Annotated in this window: 13 protein-coding genes; 4 read left to right on the top strand and 9 right to left on the bottom strand. The window is 38.4% G+C overall.

Annotation, left to right across the window (positions count from 1 at the left end; translation table 11 throughout):
* Positions 1–40: 40 nt before the first annotated feature.
* From pheT to DNG35_RS00055, 3 genes are all read right to left on the bottom strand, one after another.
* The gene (pheT, locus tag DNG35_RS00065) at positions 41–2,461 is read right to left on the bottom strand and encodes a phenylalanine--tRNA ligase subunit beta (RefSeq protein WP_111125712.1); all 2,421 of its coding nucleotides are present in this window, start codon (positions 2,459–2,461) and stop codon (positions 41–43) included.
* Positions 2,462–2,543: 82 nt separating this feature from the next.
* Complete coding sequence (recG, locus tag DNG35_RS00060; protein ID WP_111125711.1) at positions 2,544–4,649, bottom strand: ATP-dependent DNA helicase RecG; 2,106 nt, start codon at positions 4,647–4,649, stop codon at positions 2,544–2,546.
* A gap of 62 nt (positions 4,650–4,711) precedes the next feature.
* Positions 4,712–5,143 carry a hypothetical protein gene (locus tag DNG35_RS00055; RefSeq protein ID WP_111125710.1) on the bottom strand — a complete coding sequence of 144 codons (432 nt, stop codon included), beginning with the start codon at positions 5,141–5,143 and terminating at the stop codon, positions 4,712–4,714.
* A 112-nt stretch (positions 5,144–5,255) separates the two neighbouring features.
* On the opposite strand from DNG35_RS00055, the gene DNG35_RS00050 reads away from it, so the two are divergent.
* The gene (locus DNG35_RS00050) at positions 5,256–7,325 is read left to right on the top strand and encodes a M1 family metallopeptidase (RefSeq protein ID WP_111125959.1); all 2,070 of its coding nucleotides are present in this window, start codon (positions 5,256–5,258) and stop codon (positions 7,323–7,325) included.
* A 205-nt stretch (positions 7,326–7,530) separates the two neighbouring features.
* Here DNG35_RS00050 and DNG35_RS00045 read toward each other — a convergent pair whose 3' ends face one another.
* Positions 7,531–8,052: a hypothetical protein gene (locus DNG35_RS00045; RefSeq protein ID WP_111125709.1), complete on the bottom strand. Its 522-nt coding sequence runs from the start codon at positions 8,050–8,052 to the stop codon at positions 7,531–7,533.
* 21 nt (positions 8,053–8,073) lie between these two features.
* Entirely contained in the window at positions 8,074–9,678 is a 1,605-nt protein-coding gene (locus tag DNG35_RS00040) for an FMN-binding glutamate synthase family protein (protein ID WP_111125958.1), read from the bottom strand.
* 138 nt (positions 9,679–9,816) lie between these two features.
* Between DNG35_RS00040 and DNG35_RS00035 the strand changes: the two genes are divergently transcribed.
* Positions 9,817–12,141 (top strand): ATP-dependent helicase, encoded by a 2,325-nt coding sequence (locus DNG35_RS00035; protein ID WP_111125957.1) that lies wholly within the window; start codon positions 9,817–9,819, stop codon positions 12,139–12,141.
* Between the two features lie 78 nt (positions 12,142–12,219).
* Here the strand turns inward: DNG35_RS00035 and DNG35_RS00030 are convergent, their stop codons facing one another.
* Positions 12,220–12,576, bottom strand: a complete 357-nt coding sequence (locus DNG35_RS00030) for a hypothetical protein (RefSeq protein ID WP_111125708.1) — start codon at positions 12,574–12,576, stop codon at positions 12,220–12,222.
* A gap of 140 nt (positions 12,577–12,716) precedes the next feature.
* On the opposite strand from DNG35_RS00030, the gene DNG35_RS00025 reads away from it, so the two are divergent.
* On the top strand, positions 12,717–13,043 hold the full coding sequence (locus DNG35_RS00025; RefSeq protein ID WP_111125707.1) for a single-stranded DNA-binding protein: 327 nt from the start codon (positions 12,717–12,719) through the stop codon (positions 13,041–13,043).
* A 220-nt stretch (positions 13,044–13,263) separates the two neighbouring features.
* Here the strand turns inward: DNG35_RS00025 and yidC are convergent, their stop codons facing one another.
* The 3 genes from yidC to DNG35_RS00010 all read right to left on the bottom strand — a co-directional run bounded on the left by yidC (position 13,264) and on the right by DNG35_RS00010 (position 17,149).
* The gene (gene yidC / locus DNG35_RS00020; RefSeq protein WP_111125706.1) at positions 13,264–15,108 is read right to left on the bottom strand and encodes a membrane protein insertase YidC; all 1,845 of its coding nucleotides are present in this window, start codon (positions 15,106–15,108) and stop codon (positions 13,264–13,266) included.
* Between the two features lie 79 nt (positions 15,109–15,187).
* A complete protein-coding gene (locus DNG35_RS00015) occupies positions 15,188–16,807 on the bottom strand; it encodes a CTP synthase (RefSeq protein ID WP_111125705.1) in 1,620 nt (539 codons plus the stop codon).
* 111 nt (positions 16,808–16,918) lie between these two features.
* On the bottom strand, positions 16,919–17,149 hold the full coding sequence (locus DNG35_RS00010) for a DUF3820 family protein (protein WP_111125704.1): 231 nt from the start codon (positions 17,147–17,149) through the stop codon (positions 16,919–16,921).
* A 143-nt stretch (positions 17,150–17,292) separates the two neighbouring features.
* Here DNG35_RS00010 and DNG35_RS00005 point away from each other — a divergent pair.
* Positions 17,293–20,588 (top strand): PKD domain-containing protein (locus DNG35_RS00005; RefSeq protein ID WP_146228807.1); only part of this gene is annotated, 3,296 nt, incomplete at its 3' end.

The following is a 20,588-nucleotide window of genomic DNA, read 5'->3' as shown; positions in this document are numbered from 1 at the left end:
GGTTGAAACGAAAAAGCAGTTGAATTTCAACTGCTTTTTTTTATCGTAAGGTGGCTCCAAGCTTTTCTTCAAACTCCTTTTGAAGCTTAGCCATGATTTTATCTACTTGCTTATCGGTAAGTGTTTTGTGGTTATCTCTAAAAGTAAAACTTACGGCATAGCTCTTTTTGCCTTCAGGAAGGTTTTTCCCTTCGTAAACATCAAAAAGATCTACTGCTATTAGCAGCTTTTTCTCAGCAGCTGTAGCCAAATGATATATTTCGCTAAAACTTACATTTTGATCTAGTAATAATGCAAAGTCTCTCCGGCTTGATGGGTACTTAGGGATATCTTGATATTTTATTTTCTGCTTTTTCACGAAAGTAGCGATTTCACTCCAATTGAAGTTGGCGTGTAAAACTTCTTCATCAATATCAAAAGTTTTAGCAATTTTCTTTTTGAGGATACCAAAGCTACCAATCTTTTTATTGTTGGCGATTACATCCAAACCTTCAGAAAAGTTAGCTTTCGTCTGGAGCGGAAGAAAATCTAAGGTCAAGCCTAAACGAGTGAAAATTCCATTGATGATTCCTTTTAGAAAGAAAAAATCTGATTTTTGAGTGGTGTGATTCCAGCGTTCAACAGTTCTATCTCCTACAACTGTGATGCTCAAGTTTTTTTGTTCTTGATAGTTGTTTTCTTTACGGTAGGTTTTTCCATATTCAAAGAACTTGATGATATGGTTGTTGCGGTTAAGATTGTAAATTACCGCTTCTAAAGCACTAGGTAATAGTGATTGTCGCATCACTTGCAAGTCGCCACTCAATGGGTTGAGCATCGTCACATTTTTAGAAGCATCGATATTTTCGAAAGTACTCGAATAATCTTTGGTAAGCGAATTGGCCATCATTTCGTTAAAGCCATTGTTTACCAAAAACTGAGCGACAATATTTTCAATTTTATAATTTTCAAAACGAGTAGTATTTGCTATCGAAGCGTTGAGTTTGGTACCTGTTTTTATCTGGTTGTATCCATAAACTCTTAAAATTTCTTCAATTACATCTACTTCGCGTGTCACATCTACACGATAAGAAGGAATAGTGAGTCCTAAACCCGATTCTGTGACATTATTTACCTTGATGTCAAGCGAAGTCAAAATAGATTTGATAGTTTCTCTTTCGATTTCTTGCCCTAATATTTTGTAGATTTTGTCGAAAGTTAAGACCACTTGAAAATCTTCAATTTTTTTAGGATACAGATCAGTAATGTCGCTAGAAATTATTCCTCCAGCAATTTCTTTAATCAACAAAGCAGCTCTCTTCAAAACATATTTTGTCATATCCGGATCGATGCCTCGTTCAAAACGAAAAGAAGCATCGCTGTTTATGGCGTGTCTTTTGGCTGTTTTTCTAATGCTTACCGGGTTAAAATAAGCACTTTCTAAAAAAATGTTTTTGGTGTTTTCGCTTACCGCGGAATTTTTACCGCCAAGAACACCGGCGATACATAAAGGTTTTTCGGTATCGCAAATCATCAAATCTTCATTGCTCAGCTTTCTTTCTACATCATCGAGCGTGGTGAATTTAGTATTTTCAGAGAGTGTTTTTACGATGATGGTTTCTCCTGCAATTTTATCTGCATCGAAAGCGTGTAGTGGTTGACCAAGTTCGTGCATTACATAATTTGTCGCATCTACAATATTGTTTTTTGGTGTCAGACCAATTGCTTTCAGTTTATTCTTCAACCAATTTGGTGAAGGTTTTACTTCGATTCCAGAAATAGTAAGCCCGCAATAGCGTGGCGCTAAATCTATATTTTCAACTTCTATTTTTATTTTTTTACTTCGGTTTTCGGTGTGAAAACTACTTACTGAAGGCGTGTGAATATTTGTACTTTTTCCTTGTTGAATCAAACCTGCTCGCAAATCTCTTGCTACCCCATAATGACTCATGGCATCGGCTCTGTTTGGCGTAAGACCAATTTCAAAAACAGCATCATTTTCTACCTCAAAAACATCTTTAAGTAAAGTTCCTGGTTGTAATTTTTCGTCTAAAACCAAAATACCCTCATGGCTTTTTCCAAGACCAAGTTCATCTTCGGCACAAATCATTCCGTGGCTTTCTTCACCTCTTATTTTCCCTTTTTTGATTTTCCAAGCTTCGCCTTTATCGGTATAAAGCGTGGTGCCAATTGTGGCCACGGGCACTTTTTGCCCTGCAGCTACATTGGGCGCACCACAAACAATTTGTAGTGGTTGATCATCGCCAATATTTACAGTAGTTACTTTGAGCCTATCAGCATTTTGGTGTGGTTCACAGGTTAAGACTTCTCCTACAACAATTCCTTCTAAACCACCTTTTACCGACTCAAATTTATCGATGCCCTCAACTTCAAGACCTAAATCGGTGAGTAAAATTTCGGTTTGTTCGGGGGTCCATTCTAAATTGATAAAATCTTTTAACCAGTTGTATGAGATTTTCATGAAAAATGCTGTTTTTTTAGGTCGACAAAGATAAATTTATTTTTTCAAAACCTAGATAAAATAGGAGGTAAGTTGTATTGCTTTAGCTAATATATTGCCACTTTTTTTTGTCTTTGGTGAGTAGGATATAATTTCTTTTTAAAATCTGGTTTTTAGGCAATTCCAATTTTGAATCTTCGCTTAAGATATTTTTAGCGAAAGCTCTCGCAGCTTGTAAAAGCTGATTATCTTTTAGAATATCGGCAATTCGTAAATTGAGAATTCCACTTTGTTGTGTTCCCATCAAATCGCCTGGCCCGCGCAGTTTTAAGTCAACTTCAGCAATCTCAAAACCATCGCTGGTAGAAGTCATGGTTTGTATTCTCGTGATACTATCTTCCGAAAGTTTGTATCCTGTCATCAAAATACAATAACTTTGTTCGGCACCACGACCAACACGTCCTCGCAATTGGTGCAATTGAGACAAACCAAATCGTTCGGCACTTTCGATAATCATCACCGATGCGTTGGGTACATTTACACCTACTTCAATCACGGTAGTTGCGACCATAATTTGAGTCTCTCCTTTTACAAAACGATTCATTTCATAGTCTTTATCGGCAGCTTTCATCTTGCCGTGCACAATAGAAATCTGATATTCTGGAGTGGGAAATTCACGTGCAATACTTTCGTAACCGTCCATCAAATCTTTGTAATCGAGTTTTTCACTTTCTTGAATGAGTGGATAAACTATATATACTTGTCTGCCTTTTTTGATTTCGTCTTTTATAAATCGAAACACTTTCAAACGATTGCCATCCCTGCGATGTACCGTTTTCACGGATTTTCTTCCGGGTGGTAATTCGTCGATTACCGAAATATCGAGATCACCGTACAAGCTCATTGCCAAGGTTCTTGGGATGGGTGTTGCGGTCATTACCAAAATATGCGGCGGAATAGCATTTTTCTTCCATAATTTGGCACGTTGAGCCACACCAAAACGATGCTGCTCATCGATAATGGCCAAGCCAAGATTTTTGAATTGTACTTTATCTTCTAATACCGCATGCGTTCCGACAAGAATGTCTAAACTTCCGTTTTCTAAACTTTCGTGAATTTCTTTACGTTCTTTGGTTTTGGTAGAACCTGTTAACAGTGCAATTTTTAAATTGAGTTTTTCCGCGAAAGCGTATAAACTATTGTAATGTTGCGTAGCCAAGATTTCGGTAGGAGCCATGATACAGGTTTGCATTTGGTTGTCTAAAGCCAAAAGGCAAGTCATAAAAGCCACAATGGTTTTTCCCGAACCTACATCGCCCTGTAAAAGCCGATTCATTTGAGCGCCATTTCCCAAATCATTCCGAATTTCTTTAAGTACTTTTTTTTGCGCATTGGTCAAATCAAACGGAAGTACTTCGTTGTAAAATTTGTGAGTATAATCACCCACATTTTCAAAAACATAACCTTTTATTTTTTGTTTACGGATTTGATTTTTTAGAAGTAACTGTAACTGAATGTAAAACAATTCTTCAAACTTTAAGCGGAATTCTGCTAATGCTAATTTGTTGGCACTTTGCGGAAAATGAATTTGAAATAAGGCCTCATTTTTGGAAATGAGCTTGTAATGTTCAAGAATATAATTGGGTAATGTTTCCGCGACAGCTATTTTCTGTTCGACAAACAATTGACTCATCATATTTACCATTACCTTGTTGGTGATGCCTTTTTTGGAAAGCATTTCGGTAGATGGATAAATAGGTTGCATAGCTACTTTTAGGCTTTTCTCGTGTAGGGTGAGCAATTCCATATCGGGGTGAGCAATAGAGATATTTTGACCATACCAATTGGCTTTTCCGAAAATGACGTAAGGCACATTTATCTTGAGTGACTCCCTAAAATATTTTTGCCCTCTAAACCAAACCAATTCTATTTTTCCCGTATCATCTACAAAATCAGCGACCAATCGTTTCCCACGACTTTCGCCAACCGTTTTTAGATGTGTGATTTTTCCAATTATCTGAATATCCGAACTGTTGGGTTGTATTTGGTTGATTTTGTAATATTGGGTTTTATCAATATACCGATGCGGAAAATGATAAAGTAAATCTTGATAAGTATGAATGTTTAACTCTTTTCGTAAGACTTCACCACGATTAGAACCAACGCCTTTTAGGTATTCTATGGGAGTTTGCAAAGAGGTAGTATTCATAAACACGAAGATAGGAAATCTTGCAAAATCCTATCTTCAAAATTTGAAATTAGCCTATTCTTTTAATCAATCCATTCCTGATTTTTGGCATGGTTAGAAAGCCAAATGCAAAAACCAGCTACTACAATGACCAAAATAGGCATCATGTAAGTTGTTTTACCATAAACTTCTACCGCGCTGGTCATAAATAGATGATGCCCCATTTGTATAATAATCGCAATAAAAGAAATCACAAAAAGACTTATTGCCATTTTTTTCTGATCAAAAAGTAAAATATTACCTAAAAATGCAGTGATGGTTGCAATGGCAAAAATAAGGTGTGACCACATCGGGTATTGACCATATAAAATTCGTTCTTTTTCAGGAAGTGCCTCAATGGCTTCTTCAGACATCATAAAAGTATGGTAAATAAACGAGCCTAAGCCCACCATATGCCATAGCAGTAAGATACCTGAAATTACCCAAAACCAGTTTGGGATTCTTGCAGTATTCATTTTTTTGTTTTTTGGTTGAGTGGCCTAAAGATAAAAAAAATCTGTTAAGTTTTATTTTTGACAATAAAAATGTAACAGGTTTTGTATTTTCGAAATGTATTATCCTTTTTTTATGAAAAATTTTGTGCTGTTTCTTTTTTTAATGTTTTCCCTTTCGGGGAATGCTCAACAGTTAGACAAACTGGATGTTAGACAAATTGAGGGGAACATTCGTTTTTCGCCCCAAGAAGAAATGGTTTTTGGAAATCTAATGGTACAGTTTAAAATCAAAAAAGCAACCGATTCAATCTATCTCGACGCACACCATTTTGAATTACTTCCGCAGAAAAATCCTTCCATAAAGATTTCCGCTACTTCAGATAAAATCTGGTTGGTGGGAAACTTTAAACCTCAAAAAGAATATTCCGTAAGGTTAGAATACGAAGCAAAACCTAAACAAACGCTCTATTTTGTAGGTTGGAATAATGAAGGCAGTAATCAAATTTGGACACAAGGACAGGGAAAATACACTTCACATTGGTTGCCAAGTATCGATGATGTGAACGATAAAATTGAATTCGATCTGAATTATACCGTACCTAAAGACTACCAAGTCATTGCCAATGGGAAGTTAGAGAAAATTGAAAAACAAAAAGAAAACCACACCTACTTTTTCGATATGCAAAACCCCATGAGTAGTTATTTGGTTGCTGTTATTGTTGGGAAATACGAAGTACATAAAAAGACTTCTGCTTCCGGAAAAGAATTGTTTCTGTATATCGAACCTCAAGACGCTGAGCACCTAACATCAACTTATCGTTATTCTAAACGCATGTTCGATTTTTTGGAAAACGAAATTGGCGTACCGTTTCCGTGGCAGAATTATAAGCAAGTTCCTGTGCGTGATTTTTTATATGCCGGTATGGAAAATACGACTGCAACCGTTTTTTCTAATCAGTTTGTAGTGGATGAAATTGGCTTTACCGACAAAAACTACATCAATGTAAATGCGCACGAATTGGCTCACCAATGGTTTGGCGATTTAGTAACTGAAACTTCTAGTGAACATCATTGGTTGCAAGAAGGTTTTGCTACCTATTATGCACTTTTGGTAGAAAAAGAAATTTTTGGAGAAGATTATTATTACCATAAACTGTATCAAACCGCCGAACAACTAAAAGCCTTGAGCGATTCTGGTAAAGGAGAAGCTTTATTGAACCCAAAAGCGAGTTCGCTTACCTTCTACCAAAAAGGAGCTTGGGCGTTACATATTTTAAACGAAAAAATTGGTCGAGAGAATTTTCGAAAAGGGGTGAAGAATTACTTGGAAAAATACGCCTACCAAAATGTTTCTACTGACGATTTCTTAGCAGAAATGGAAAAAGTAACTCAACAAGATTTATCAGATTTTAAAAGAGATTGGTTACAACAATCGGCTTTTCAGACGGAAGATGTCTACAATTCCTTTAAAAACTCAAGTTTTATGATGGAACTGTTGCACATTAAATCCTTGGCTAAGCTGTCTTTTTCTGACAAAAAAGAAGCTTTGTCACAAGCATTAGATTTTCCGGTAAACGATTATATAGGCCAAGAAGCAGTTTTCCAATTGGCGAGTGAAAATATAGATGAAACTTACCCTTTATACCAAAAAGCATTTGAAAGCAATAATATTTACGTAAGGCAAGCGATTGCAGCATCGGTGCGTAAAATTCCGCGAAAGCTCAAAACAAATTATGAAACTTTGTTGGAAGATGATTCTTACTTGACCAAAGAATATGCCTTGTACAATTTGTGGATGAATTTTGAAGAAGATCGAATTTCATACCTTGAAAAAACACAAGGAATAGAAGGTTTTTCAGACAAAAATATAGAGTTGTTGCACCTCACGCTTTCTTTGGTAACCCCTAATTATAAAAATACTGAAAAGCCAAAATTGTTTGAGAAATTGTCTAGTTATACGCAAACGCAGTACGATTACTCTATTCGGCAAAAAGCTTTTGAATATTTATATCAGCTCAATCAATTTTCACCACAGAATTATAAAGATTTGCTAGAGGCGAGCGCACACTCGGTTTGGCGTTTTAGAAGTTTTGCCCGACAAATGCTCGATGAACTCTGGAAAGATGCTCAACATCAACAAGCCTTCAAAAATCTATTGGGCGAAGTAGAAGAGGAGCATCAGAATTATGTGAGGAGGAAGTAGATCTATGATTGTGTTTCACGAATTTTCTTCCATAAGAAAACCATAATAACATTAAACATAAAAACCCCATCAAACTAGCTATAATTCTCCACATTTCTTGATTTCCTATATTTCCTATAGAGGTATTTATAAGAATAATTAAAGAAATAAAAGTGATGATTAGAGCAAAAATGAAAGGAACAAGTTTCTTTTTCATAACATAAATCTACCAAATATCACTTGCCTCGCGGCGTACAAAAGCCAAGCCGGTTTGGCTAGGCGAAGCTTTATCCATCAGCTCAGAGATAATTTCTTCCCGCAATTTGTCAGATGTAGAAACATGTTGATGCATACTCGCTTTTCTAATGAGTGCAATTGTTGCATTTTTGGTGGCTCTTATGGCATTCCAGCATTCGTTGGAAACATAAATTTGCTGTGCGATGTTGTGTTCGTATTCTTTTTCGATGTTTTGCACCAGTAGGTTTTCGTAATCATTTTTGTTGTCGTTGTAGGGTTTTACGCGTAAAAGTAAACTTCCTGGATCGATGCGCTCCAAAAACAACGTCAATCTTTCTAACGCCTGAAACCTTAGCGGTAAGGTGTGCTTGCGATTTTTAGCTCTTATCGAATACATTCTCTTTTGCTCTTGTTCTTTAAAATACGAACTGATAAAATAAAACGCTAAAAAACCTACCACAATGGCAGGTAAAAGGTAAAAAAGGAGTTGTAAATAGTTGATGTTATCCATAAAATTTGAGGTTTTCTAAGTTTAGTAACGTACTTCTTCTTTATTTATTTGTTTGGCGGCTTTTTTTCTTTTGTAATTTCCGCCAAGGTAAGGACATTTTTGTATGGCTTTCATACTTTCAAAAGGAACTTTTACTTTGTGATATTCGTAAGAATCTGCCAAAGATTTTACAAAATCTTGATCGCTCAAGTTTACCGAAACATCATCCATCGAATATAGGCAAGGATGTTCATAACCACTTGCGTGTGAAAGTTCGACGAGTTCTTTTCTAAAGTTTTTGAAATAAAAATCAGCTCTTTTCGATTTGTCTTTGATATTGATACCCGCTTGTAACCATTTATTTTGGGTAGCAATACCCGTAGGGCAAGTGTTGTTGTGACAAGCTTGCGCCTGAATACAACCAATGCTCATCATCGCTTCGCGTGCCACGTTGATGCAATCTGCTCCCATCGCAAACGCCATGGCAGCAGACGAAGGAAAACCGAGTTTTCCGCTGGCGATAAAAACCACGCGTTCGCAAAGATCATATTCCTTAAAAAGTTTATACACATTTTTAAAGGCATAAACCCACGGCAAAGAAACGTGACCTGCAAAACTTGGAGGTGCTGCTCCAGTTCCGCCTTCACCGCCATCGATAGCAATAAAATCGGGTCCTTTATCTTGTTCTTTCATGATTTTAACGAGCTCTTTCCATTCATCCATTTTACCTACAGCAGCTTTTATACCCACAGGTAAACCAGTAACTTCTGCCATTTGCTCGATGAGATCTACCATTTCTTGCACACTATTGAAAGCTGTATGATAAGCAGGCGAAATCACATCTTTTCCTAAAGGAACATGTCTAATTTCTGCAATCTCTTTGGTGATTTTAGAAGCGGGTAGAATTCCTCCTTTTCCTGGTTTGGCGCCTTGTGAAAGTTTGAGTTCTATGGCTCGTAAAGTCGGGGTGTTTTCAGCTAAGGTTTTTAATTTATCTAACGAAAATTTTCCGTTTTCGTCACGAACACCAAAATAGCCTGTTCCAATTTGAAAAACCAAGTCGCCTCCTTTTTTATGGTAAGGAGAAATACCGCCTTCTCCTGTGTTGTGAAAAGCATTGGCCATTTGCACACCAATATTTAACGATTCTATGGCTCTCGCAGAAAGACTTCCGAAACTCATCGCAGAAACATTGATCACCGAAGCGGGCCGGTAAGGATGCTTTCTTTTATGGTAAAGCCCCATTACTTTGGCACACGGCAAAAAGTAAGGGTCTTTGATGTTGGGGTGTTTTTCGGGCAATTTAAAAGGGGTCATCGCATTGTGGATGAAATTATAGTTGGTTTCGTAAATATCCCTGTCAGTACCAAAACCTTTATAATTGTTTTGGTTTTTTGCAGAAGCGTATATCCAACTCCGCTCAATACGATCAAATGGTAATTCTTCCCGATTGTTGGCAACAATATATTGCCGTAATTCTGGACCAATACTTTCAAGCATATACCTAAAATGTCCCACGACAGGAAAATTTTTGGTAATGATGTGCTTTTTGTTGAAAAATATATCTCTGATGGCGATGATGACAACAACTACGATTAACCATTGCCACCACAAAATATCCTTGATAAACTCCCAAATATTCTCCATAAATGAAGCGATTTTAATTCTGCCACTAATATATTTAATAAAATAATAATTTTTGAGGCTTTGTTTATAAATAATAGCGTTATAGCCTTTAAGTTTGCTCAAAATTTTGGTAATTTCACGTCGATTAAAACAAATGCTGTGGAGAATTTTTTAAATGAATTGAATGAGGCGCAAAGAGCTCCGGTAGAACACAAAGATGGTCCGCTTATTGTCATTGCTGGTGCAGGTTCAGGAAAAACAAGAGTGCTTACTTACCGCATTGCATACCTAATGCATCAAGGTGTCGATCCGTTTCATATTCTTGCTTTGACTTTTACCAACAAAGCCGCTCGCGAAATGAAACACCGTATTTCTAAAATCGTTGGACAGAGCGAAGCCAAAAACCTTTGGATGGGTACTTTTCACTCTATTTTTGCAAAAATTCTTCGTATTGAAGCCGATAAATTAGGTTACCCTTCTAATTTTACGATCTATGACACCCAAGATTCACAGCGACTGATATCGAGCATCATTAAAGAAATGAATCTTGATAAAGACATTTATAAGTACAAACAGATTTACAGCCGTATTTCTTCATTAAAAAATAGCTTAATTACCGTAAAAGCTTATTACAATAATGGCGAACTGCAAGAAGCTGATGCCATGGCCAAACGACCACGCTTTGGCGAAATCTATAAAAATTATGTCGATCGTTGTTTTAAAGCAGGAGCGATGGATTTCGATGATTTGTTGTTGAAAACCAACGAATTGTTAAATCGTTTTCCAGATGTGTTGGCAAAATACCAAAACCGTTTCAAGTATATTTTGGTAGATGAGTACCAAGACACCAATCACTCACAATACCTCATTGTAAGAGCTTTGAGTGATAAGTTTCAAAATATTTGTGTAGTAGGTGATGATGCGCAGAGTATTTACGCTTTTCGCGGAGCCAATATCAATAACATTCTCAACTTCCAACGAGATTATGAAGATGTACAAATGTATCGTTTGGAACAAAATTACCGTTCGACCAAAAATATTGTAAACGCAGCGAATTCAATCATCGATAAAAACCAAACCAAATTAGAAAAAGTAGTTTGGACCAATAATGAAGATGGCGAAAAGATATTTGTTAATCGGTTACTGACCGATGCGGAAGAAGGCAGGTTTGTGGCGAGTTCGATTTTTGAAAACCAGATGCAAAAGCAAATGCACTACAACGAGTTTGCTGTTTTGTATCGAACAAATGCTCAAAGTAGAGCGATAGAAGATGCTTTGCGGAAGCGTGACATTCCTTACAGAATTTACGGCGGTTTGTCGTTCTACCAACGTAAAGAAATAAAAGACGTTTTGGCTTATCTGCGTCTTATTGTCAACCCAAACGACGAAGAATCGCTAAAAAGGGTTATCAATTATCCTGCAAGAGGAATTGGTACCACTACGTTAGACAGACTCATCATTGCAGCAAATCAGTACAATCGTTCGATTTTTGAAGTGATGGAAAATATTGCTCGTATTGAAATAAAAATCAATTCGTCAACCAAAAATAAATTGACACGCTTTGTAGAAATGATTAGAAGTTTTCAGGTGCAAAAGCAACATCTCAATGCTTTTGAAATGACCGAAGTGGTTACGAAGTCTACGGGTTTGATTCAGGAACTTAAAAAAGACGGAACCCCGGAAGGCATCGCTCGTATCGAGAATATGGAAGAACTTTTAAACGGGATTAAAGATTTTGTGGAAGGACAAAAAGAGATTGATGAAGCCACAGGTTCGTTAGACGAATTTTTAGAAGATGTCGCTTTGGTAACCGATCTTGATACAGACAATGACGACGAACCCAGAGTAGCTTTGATGACGATACATTTGGCGAAAGGTTTAGAATTTCCCATAGTTTATATTGTTGGTTTGGAAGAAGACTTATTTCCTTCGGCTATGAGCATGAACACCCGTTCTGAACTCGAAGAAGAACGTCGACTTTTTTATGTGGCGTTAACACGTGCCGAAAAACAAGCTTACCTCACCTATACACAGTCGCGTTACCGTTGGGGAAAATTGATAGACGCCGAACCAAGCCGATTTATCGATGAGATAAATGAAGAATATGTGAATTACCTGATCCCGAAAGACAATTATAAATACAAACCTTTGGTGAGTACCGATATTTTTGGGGATGTTGACAAGAGTAAACTCCGTCAAAACAAACCAAAAAACGGAACACCGCCAAGCATCAACCAACCAAGCGAACAGCAATTACGACGTTTGCGAAAACTAAAACCCGAAGGCTCAAATGTTACAGCTAAGATTTCGAAAGAAATGTCGGGATTACAAGCAGGACAAAAAGTAGAACACAATCGTTTTGGTGTGGGTAAAATTCTAAATATAGAAGGAGTTGGACAAGACAAAAAAGCAGAAATCGATTTTAATAACGGAGGAATCAAAAAGATTTTGCTGCGTTTTTCGAAATTGAAAGTTTTAGAATAGGAATGTGTTAAAAAGTTTGAGTTTTAAGTTTTAATATTTGAATCTACTATCTCACGTCTCACGTCTAAAATCTACAGTCTAATTGTCTTCTTCAAACTTTTTTACCAACAGATAGCTGTCTTTTTCATCATCATAATAATATCCATAATCATAGCAAAACCGATATTCCCTTCCGTTTTTTGTGGTGTAGATATTGGTGAAATATTCCAAATCGAACCCTGCTTTTAATAAAATCTCACTCGGAACCACAATTTTTCCTTCCGGATTGAGGCGTTTTAAAATCATCCGGTTTTTCTTGAGTGTTTTATTGATGTCAATCACGGCTTTTTGTTCGCGTCGATAACGCTCGTTGTTATATTCGTTGCGGCATTCCGGGGAACAAAATTTCTTGTCTGAACGTCCAAAAGTTTCTTTTTCGCATTGTAAGCATTTCATTATATAAGTGTTTGAAATTACTTATTGTCGGTTATAAACGACAGTAATTGTTTATATAAATATACGACATTTTTTTGTTTTGATATTTGCTCCAGAATCAATCGAGAAACGGTTGAAGGTTTAATTAAAAATTTTAAATTATGAACACGCTAAGAAATCAAGTACAGTTAATCGGAAGATTAGGACAAGACATTGAAGTAAATGGAGCCAACAACGGAAACAAGTTTGCGAAGTTGAGTATTGCAACTAACGAGTATTACAAAAACAAGCAAGGTGAGAAAATAGAAAATACCACTTGGCACAATTGTGTGGCTTGGGGTAAAACCGCTGAGCTGATGGATAAAATATGTGAGAAAGGAAATAAAATTGCCTTACGCGGAAAATTGACCAATCATTCTTATGAAGACAAAGAAGGGATCAAACGTTTTGTGACCGAAGTACAAATTGAAGAGTTTGAGTTGATGTAAAAACATCGAGGCAATCTAAAAAGTCTATTTCCGTCAACCTGAACTTGTTTCAGGTTCTCATTCTGATTTGTAAATCAACTTGATGAGATTCCTTCACTACGTTTGGAATGACATTCATGTAATAAAAAACGGCTGGAAATCTGCAGCCGTTTTTTCTATAAATTCTCTTGTCTGTAACTAAGACTTATGATCTCAAATCTAAAATCTCACCTCTCAAAGACTACTTTTTCGCTTTTTTCTGCTTTTCTGCTTCCTCCATCATCTCTTGCATTTTTTTGGCAAAGCGGTTTTGCTTACGAGGTTTTTTCTTATTCTGTTCGATCTTTGCCAAGACTTTATTTTCGTCGATGATAAAGTTTTTGATGACCAACATAATTCCGATCGTAATCAAGTTGGAGGTAAAATAATACAGCGATAAACCACTTGCGTAGTTGTTGAAGAAGAACAACATAAACAAAGGCGAAATGTACATGATGAACTTCATATTTGGCATTCCGGGTTGACTTGGTTGCATATTTTGCCCTGTAGTCATCATCATATAAATAAAGATGGCAATAGAGGCCAAAATAGGAAACAAGCTCACGTGATCACCATAAAAAGGAATGGTAAAAGGCAATTCTGCGATGACATCATAACTCGATAAATCGTCTGCCCATAGAAAACTTTTTTGGCGAATGTCAAACGCACTCGGGAAAAAGTTGAACAAAGCATAAAAAACCGGTATTTGCAACAACGAAGGAATACAACCACTCATCGGACTCGCGCCAGCTTTGTTGTATAACTTCATCGTTTCTTGTTGGCGTTTCATCGCATTGTCTTTATGCTTCTCGTTGATTTCCTCAATCTCTGGTCGTAAAACCTTCATTTTGGCTTGAGAAACATACTGTTTGTATTGTACAGGTGACAATAATATTTTGATTGCAATTGTCAAGAAAATAATTGCAATTCCTGCAGGTAAAAACCCACTTAATACATTATAAAAAGGAATGATAAGGTATTTATTGATCCATCCAAAGATTCCCCAACCCAACGGGATAACTTCGTCTAAATTTCTATCGTATTCATTTAAGATTTTATAGTCAGAAGGACCGTAATAAAAATCGAGGCTTTCATTAAATTCTCCTGCTTTTAGTGCTAACGGTAATGTAGCTGTAAAATCTTTGGTGTAAACGGTATCGATGTCTTCATCATCGACCAAATTTTTAGAGATAAATTTCCCTTCCGAAAAAGCTTGATCTGTCAGTAAAATAGACGTGAAGAAATGCTGTTTGAAAGCTACCCAAGTGATGTCTTGGTCACTGTCTTCCTCTAAACTTCCTTGTCCAGAGTAATCGTCGCTTCCACCTTCATATTCCCATAAAATCTCGGTGTAACGGTTTTCGTAGCTAATACTTTTTGCGTGGCGATAGGTTTTTATTTTCCAATCTAATGTGACGTCTTTATTTTGTACCACACTGCTCAAACCTTGTGATTTGATGTCAAAATCAAACATATAATCGTTGGGTTTCAAAGCGTAGTAAAACTCCAAATAATCATTTTCACTTACTTTGAGTTTCATCGAAAGAGTTTGATTATCTATCAATTTTGGCTCAAAAACCATATCCTCGGTTGAGATCGTTCTGTTGTCGGAAGTTTTAAAAGTGACATTAAAACTAGCATTTCCGTTTTTGATGAGGTAAACTGGAATCGAGTCGTAGGTCTTAAACTGTTTAAGTTTGGCTTCTACAATTTGCCCACCTTTGTTACTTATTTTTAGTTGTAACACTTCATTTTCTAATGTTGTAATTGCTTCCGCGGAAGCTTTGCCAGCACTATATCCAAAAACACCGTATTGTTTTTGCGCCTGTGCCAATGCAATACTGTCGTTGGTAGAAGTTGGAGTAGAAGTATTGTTGTTTTGTAGTTGATTTTCTGAAGTTTTTTCATCAACCACTTCTTCTTGTGTCGTCGTATTGGTGTCTTCTATGGGAGTTTCGCTTTGGTTATTGTATAACATCCATATAAGGACGGCTCCGATGAGTAAAAACCCAATCAGGGAATTGACATCAAATTTTTTTTCTTCCATATATTATAATAGGTTGTTTGTCTTTTATTTATTCAAAAAACTCGCCAATGCCTTTTTATTGACAAGTTGGCACTTTTTCTTATTTTTTCTGTTCTGAAAATTCTTTTGCAGCACGCACAAAATCGATAAATAAAGGATGCGGATTGGCAACAGTACTTTTATACTCTGGGTGGTATTGTACACCAACAAACCAAGGGTGGTTTTTGAGTTCTACTACTTCTACCAAACCAGTTTGTGGGTTGATACCCGAACTTACCAAACCAGCGTTTTCTAATTGTTCTTTATACGCATTATTATATTCAAAACGATGTCTGTGGCGCTCACTTATTTTTTTTCTATCATAGATTTTATGAATGAGTGTGTCTTCTTGTAACTCACAATCCCAAGCGCCAAGTCGCATTGTTCCGCCTTTATAGATGATGTCTTTTTGGTCTTCCATAATGGCAATGACCGGATTAGGCGTATTTTCATCCATTTCGGTACTGTTGGCTTTGGTGAGGTTTAGTACGTTTCTAGCGTATTCTATCACAGCCATTTGCATTCCGAGGCAAATACCAAAGAAAGGTAGCTTGTTTTCGCGAGCGTAGCGAACCGCTTCTATTTTTCCTTCGATACCACGTTCTCCAAAACCTGGAGCAACTAAAATTCCGTCGAGGCTCTCGATAAGCGAACTTTTTTTATTGATATCTAAAAATTCAGAATGAATACTTTTGATATTTACTTTTACTTCATTTTCCGCGCCAGCGTGAATAAAAGCTTCGAGAATGGATTTGTAAGAATCTTGCAACTCTACATATTTTCCAATCAACCCAATCGTGATTTCAGATTTTGGATTTTTATGACGTTGTAAAAATTGATTCCATTTGGTTAGGTTAGGGTCATTTTTACTTGCTAAATCTAACTTCTTTAACGTAATAGTATCTAAACCTTCCTCTAGCATCAAATTAGGTACGTCATAAATCGTAGAAGCGTCTATTGACTCAATCACGGCTTCGACACTAACGTTACAGAATTGGGCGAGTTTTTTCTTTAAATCGACATTTATTTTATGCTCGGTACGACAAACCAATACATCGGCACTAATTCCGCTTTCCATCAAGGTTTTTACGCTGTGCTGTGTAGGTTTGGTTTTGAGTTCTTTGGCTGCAGATAGATAAGGAATTAAGGTTAAGTGAATCACTAAAGAATTGTGTTCGCCTAAATCCCATTTGAGTTGTCTTACAGCTTCGATATAAGGTAAAGATTCGATATCACCAACGGTTCCACCAATTTCGGTAATCACGATATCGTAACCACCACTATTCCCTAGAATCTGGATGCGTTCTTTGATTTCGTTGGTAATGTGCGGAACTACTTGCACGGTTTTTCCTAAAAATTCGCCGCGACGTTCTTTTTCGATGACACTTTGGTAAATTCTACCTGTGGTAACGTTGTTGGCTTGTGAAGTATTGACATTTAAAAAACGCTCGTAGTGGCCCAAATCCAAATCGGTTTCTGCACCATCTTCGGTCACAAAACATTCACCGTGCTCATACGGATTTAAAGTTCCTGGATCTACATTGATGTATGGATCTAATTTTTGAATAGTTGTGCGGTAACCTCTTGCTTGGAGCAATTTGGCAAGTGAAGCTGCGATAATTCCTTTCCCGAGAGACGAAGAAACACCACCGGTAACAAAAATGTACTTGGTTTGTGCCATTTTTTAGGGTTGTTTGATTAATGTCTATACGGAGTGCAAAAGTACAACTTTTATGCGAACGGCATAGCCTATTTTTTAGTTTTTACCGATAAATATTTAAGCAATTAGTTGTTAAGGTTTTGGGTATTTGTTACGTAATTCCTTTAAAAGAAATTCAAGTCCGTTAAGTTTGAGTTCGTAGATTTCCTGCATTTGTTTCCCTAAATTATTTTGAGGAAATCCTTTTTGTTGAAACCAAACATAATAGGCTTCAGGAATATCAGAAAGGTACCAATCTTTGTATTTTCCGAAGGGCATTTTGGTGTAAGCTAATTTTAGGAGGTACTGGGAGTTGGGTAGCATTTTGTATTTATTAGGTTTTATAACAACACTTATATAATTTAATACGTTTATATTGTTATTTTTGCTTTTTTGAATGTCATTTAATTGAAACTGAAAATGAATTCAACTAAAACTAAGCATATTTTTTGATTAAAAATTTTAAAATGTTAAAAAGAATATATTTTATCTTTCTTGTTTTTATTTCCTTTAGTATAAATACCTTTGCTCAGGGTATAGATTGTGATAATGCAGATCCTTTTTGTGCGGGGGGAGCTGGTTTAGTATTTCCAAATTCTGTTGGTGTTCCCGATTCTGGTCCAATTTCTTGTTTAAGTACTTCTCCTAATCCAGCTTGGTTTTATTTAGAGATTGATCAAGCAGGGGATTTAACTTTTACAATTCAACAAAGCACAGGAGGTTTTGACGCTTCTGGAAATCCTATAGGTGTAGGGTTAGATGTAGATTTTGTTGCTTGGGGGCCTTTTTCGACGCCAGCTTCTTGTGGATTATTACAAGATTGTGCTCCTAATTGTGGCAGTAATACTTCAGATCCCAATTATCCTTACGGCAATGTTGTAGATTGTAGTTATGACCCATCCTTTGTTGAGAATATGACAATCTTAAATGCTTCTGTTGGAGATGTATATCTGGTTTTGATAACTAACTTTTCAGGAGTGCCAGGGTATATTTCTTTAACCCAAACAAATGAAGGTCAACCTGGAGCAGGAGCAACAGATTGTTCTATCGTAATACAAAATCAAGCTTGTCAAGGAGAAACATTAACACTTGATGCAACAACTCAAAACGCAACCAATTATCAATGGTTTTTTGATGATGGAACAGGTCCTGTTCAGATATTAAACGGAAACTTTCCAACTATAAATGCAACTTCTACAGGGACTTATAACGTTACGATTACCCTATCGAATGGAACTACAGACAGTTATACAGAATTCCACGTTTTAATACATCCAAATCCTGATATTCCCCCAGTTCCAGATATAGAGCTATGTGATGATAATGCTGATGGTCAAATGTTTTTTGATTTAACTCAAAATGAGGCTATTATTACTCAAAATGAACCAAATCCTAATCAATATATCATAGACTATTATGCATCGGCTACTGACTTGACTGCTGATAACCCTATTTTGAATCCAGGGAATTATCAAAATACTATCATAGGTCAACAGACCATTTTTGTTCTTGCAACTGATGCTGATACAGGCTGTGAAACAGAAACCCAGTTTGACATTATAGTCAACCCCGATCCGGACGTACCTGCAACGATATCCGATCTGGAGCTTTGTGACGATGACACCGATGGCATAGCGACCTTTGACCTGACCGATAGGGAGGGTGATATTATGGTTAACCAACCTACAGGTACGACGTATGATGTCAGCTATTATGCCAGTGCATCAGATAGAACCAATGGTGTGCCGATAACTAGTGAGACCGCTTACCCAAGTACTTCCGCTACGATCTATGTATTGGTAGAGGACACGGCAACAAGCTGTACGACCGATGCACAGTTCGATATAGTGGTCAACCCATTGCCGAACGTAGCTGCCCCGGTCCCATCGATAGAGGAGTGCGATGATGACAGTGATGGTCTGATGTTTTTTGATCTGACGGAGAATGAGCCTTTCCTGACACAGAACGCACCCACGGGCACGACCTATACGGTCACCTATTATTCCGATGCGGGCCATACAACGGCAATTACCACCCCGACAAACCACCAAAATAACCCTGCTAACCAACAAACGATTTACGTACTGGTAAGCGATGCGGCAACAGGATGTGAGACATCGGCGGAGTTTGAAATTATAGTGAATGCGCAATTACCGACCACGGCACCGGCACCGTATGAGCTTTGTGACGGCGATGGCGATGGCCAGGCGACCTTCGATTTAACGACACTGGACAACCAGATATCGACCGATCCTACCTATAGCTACAGCTATCACGCAACCCAGGCCGATGCCCAGGCGGGCACCCCAACGGTAGCCAACAACTATACTACGGGCAGTACGACCATTTATGTACGTGTGGAGTCCAGCGCTGTAGCGGACTGTTACAATGTGGTTCCCGCCCAGTTAGTGGTGGTTCCCGATCCGGTGGTTCCTACGGTTCCGGACCTGGAACTGTGCGACGACAACACCGATGGTCAAGAGACCTTCGACCTGACGCAGAACGAACCTACGATCGTACAGAACGAACCTGCCCCGGGCGACTACACAGTGACCTATTATGCGAGCCAGAATGATCTGAACAACGGCAACGCGATCACCACGCCAACGGCCTATACCAACACGACCCCGGACCAACAGACGATCTATGTCGTGGTCGAGGACAGCAATACGGCCTGTACGAGCCAGGCACAGTTCGATATCATCGTGAACCCGATCCCGGCCTACAATGCACCGGCCCCACTGATTATCTGTGACGATGGCGGCGGCACGGGCATGGCAGAGTTCGACCTGACCGATGCGACCACGCAGATCACGGGCAATGCCCCGAACCTTAACGTCAGTTACTTTGAGACCCAATTGGGCGCGGAGAACAACGACCCGAACGACGAGATCGGCCCATTGTACACCAATACCACCCCTTACAACCAAACGGTCTGGGTAAGGGTATACGATATCAACACGGGCTGCTATGCAGTGGACAGTATGGACCTGCAGGTTAACGATGCCCCGATCGCCAACACGCCACCACCGTTCATCTATTGTGATGACGACAACGATGGTGTGGGACAGTTCATCCTGACGGACCTGGACGATGACATCAACAACGATCCGAACGTGACCATTACCTACCACCAGACGCAGGCCAATGCCGACAACGATGTGATCCCGCTTTCGAGCCCGTTCACCAATACGGTGAACACGACCCAGACCATCTATGTAAGGGTAGAGGCGCCAGGGATAAGCTGTTACACGACCATTGCCATTACCCTACAGGTAGAGGACAGTCCACAGCCGGTACTGGCACAGGACCTGGAACCTTTGGAGGCCTGTGATGCCAATGGCAACGGCAGTGAGGTGTTCGACCTTACGCTGATGGAAGCGGATATCCTTGCCAATGAGACCAACCCTTCGGACTTTACGGTAAGGTATTATACAGATGCTGCTTACACGCAGGAAATTACCGTACCCACGGCCTATACCAGCAATGGTATGAACCAGACGATCTATGTGGTGGTTGAAGGCCTGAACGGCTGTACCGGGGAGACCAGCTTTGAGCTGATCGTGCATCCCATGCCAAGTTACCAGCACCCACAACCGCTGGAGCTATGTGATGTGAACAACCCGGGCGATGAGATGGAGGCCTTTACCTTGGAGGACGCGACCCTTGACATTACCAATGGCGACAACAGCTTAGAGGTGACCTATTACGCAACCCAGGCAGACGCCGATGCAGGAACCAACCCGCTAACAAGTCCGTATAC

It is taken from the genome of Mesonia sp. K7, assembly GCF_003233725.1.
Lineage (GTDB): Bacteria > Bacteroidota > Bacteroidia > Flavobacteriales > Flavobacteriaceae > Mesonia.
Note: the sequence above shows the minus strand (reverse complement) of the source record. Positions and strands in the feature narration are given on the sequence as shown.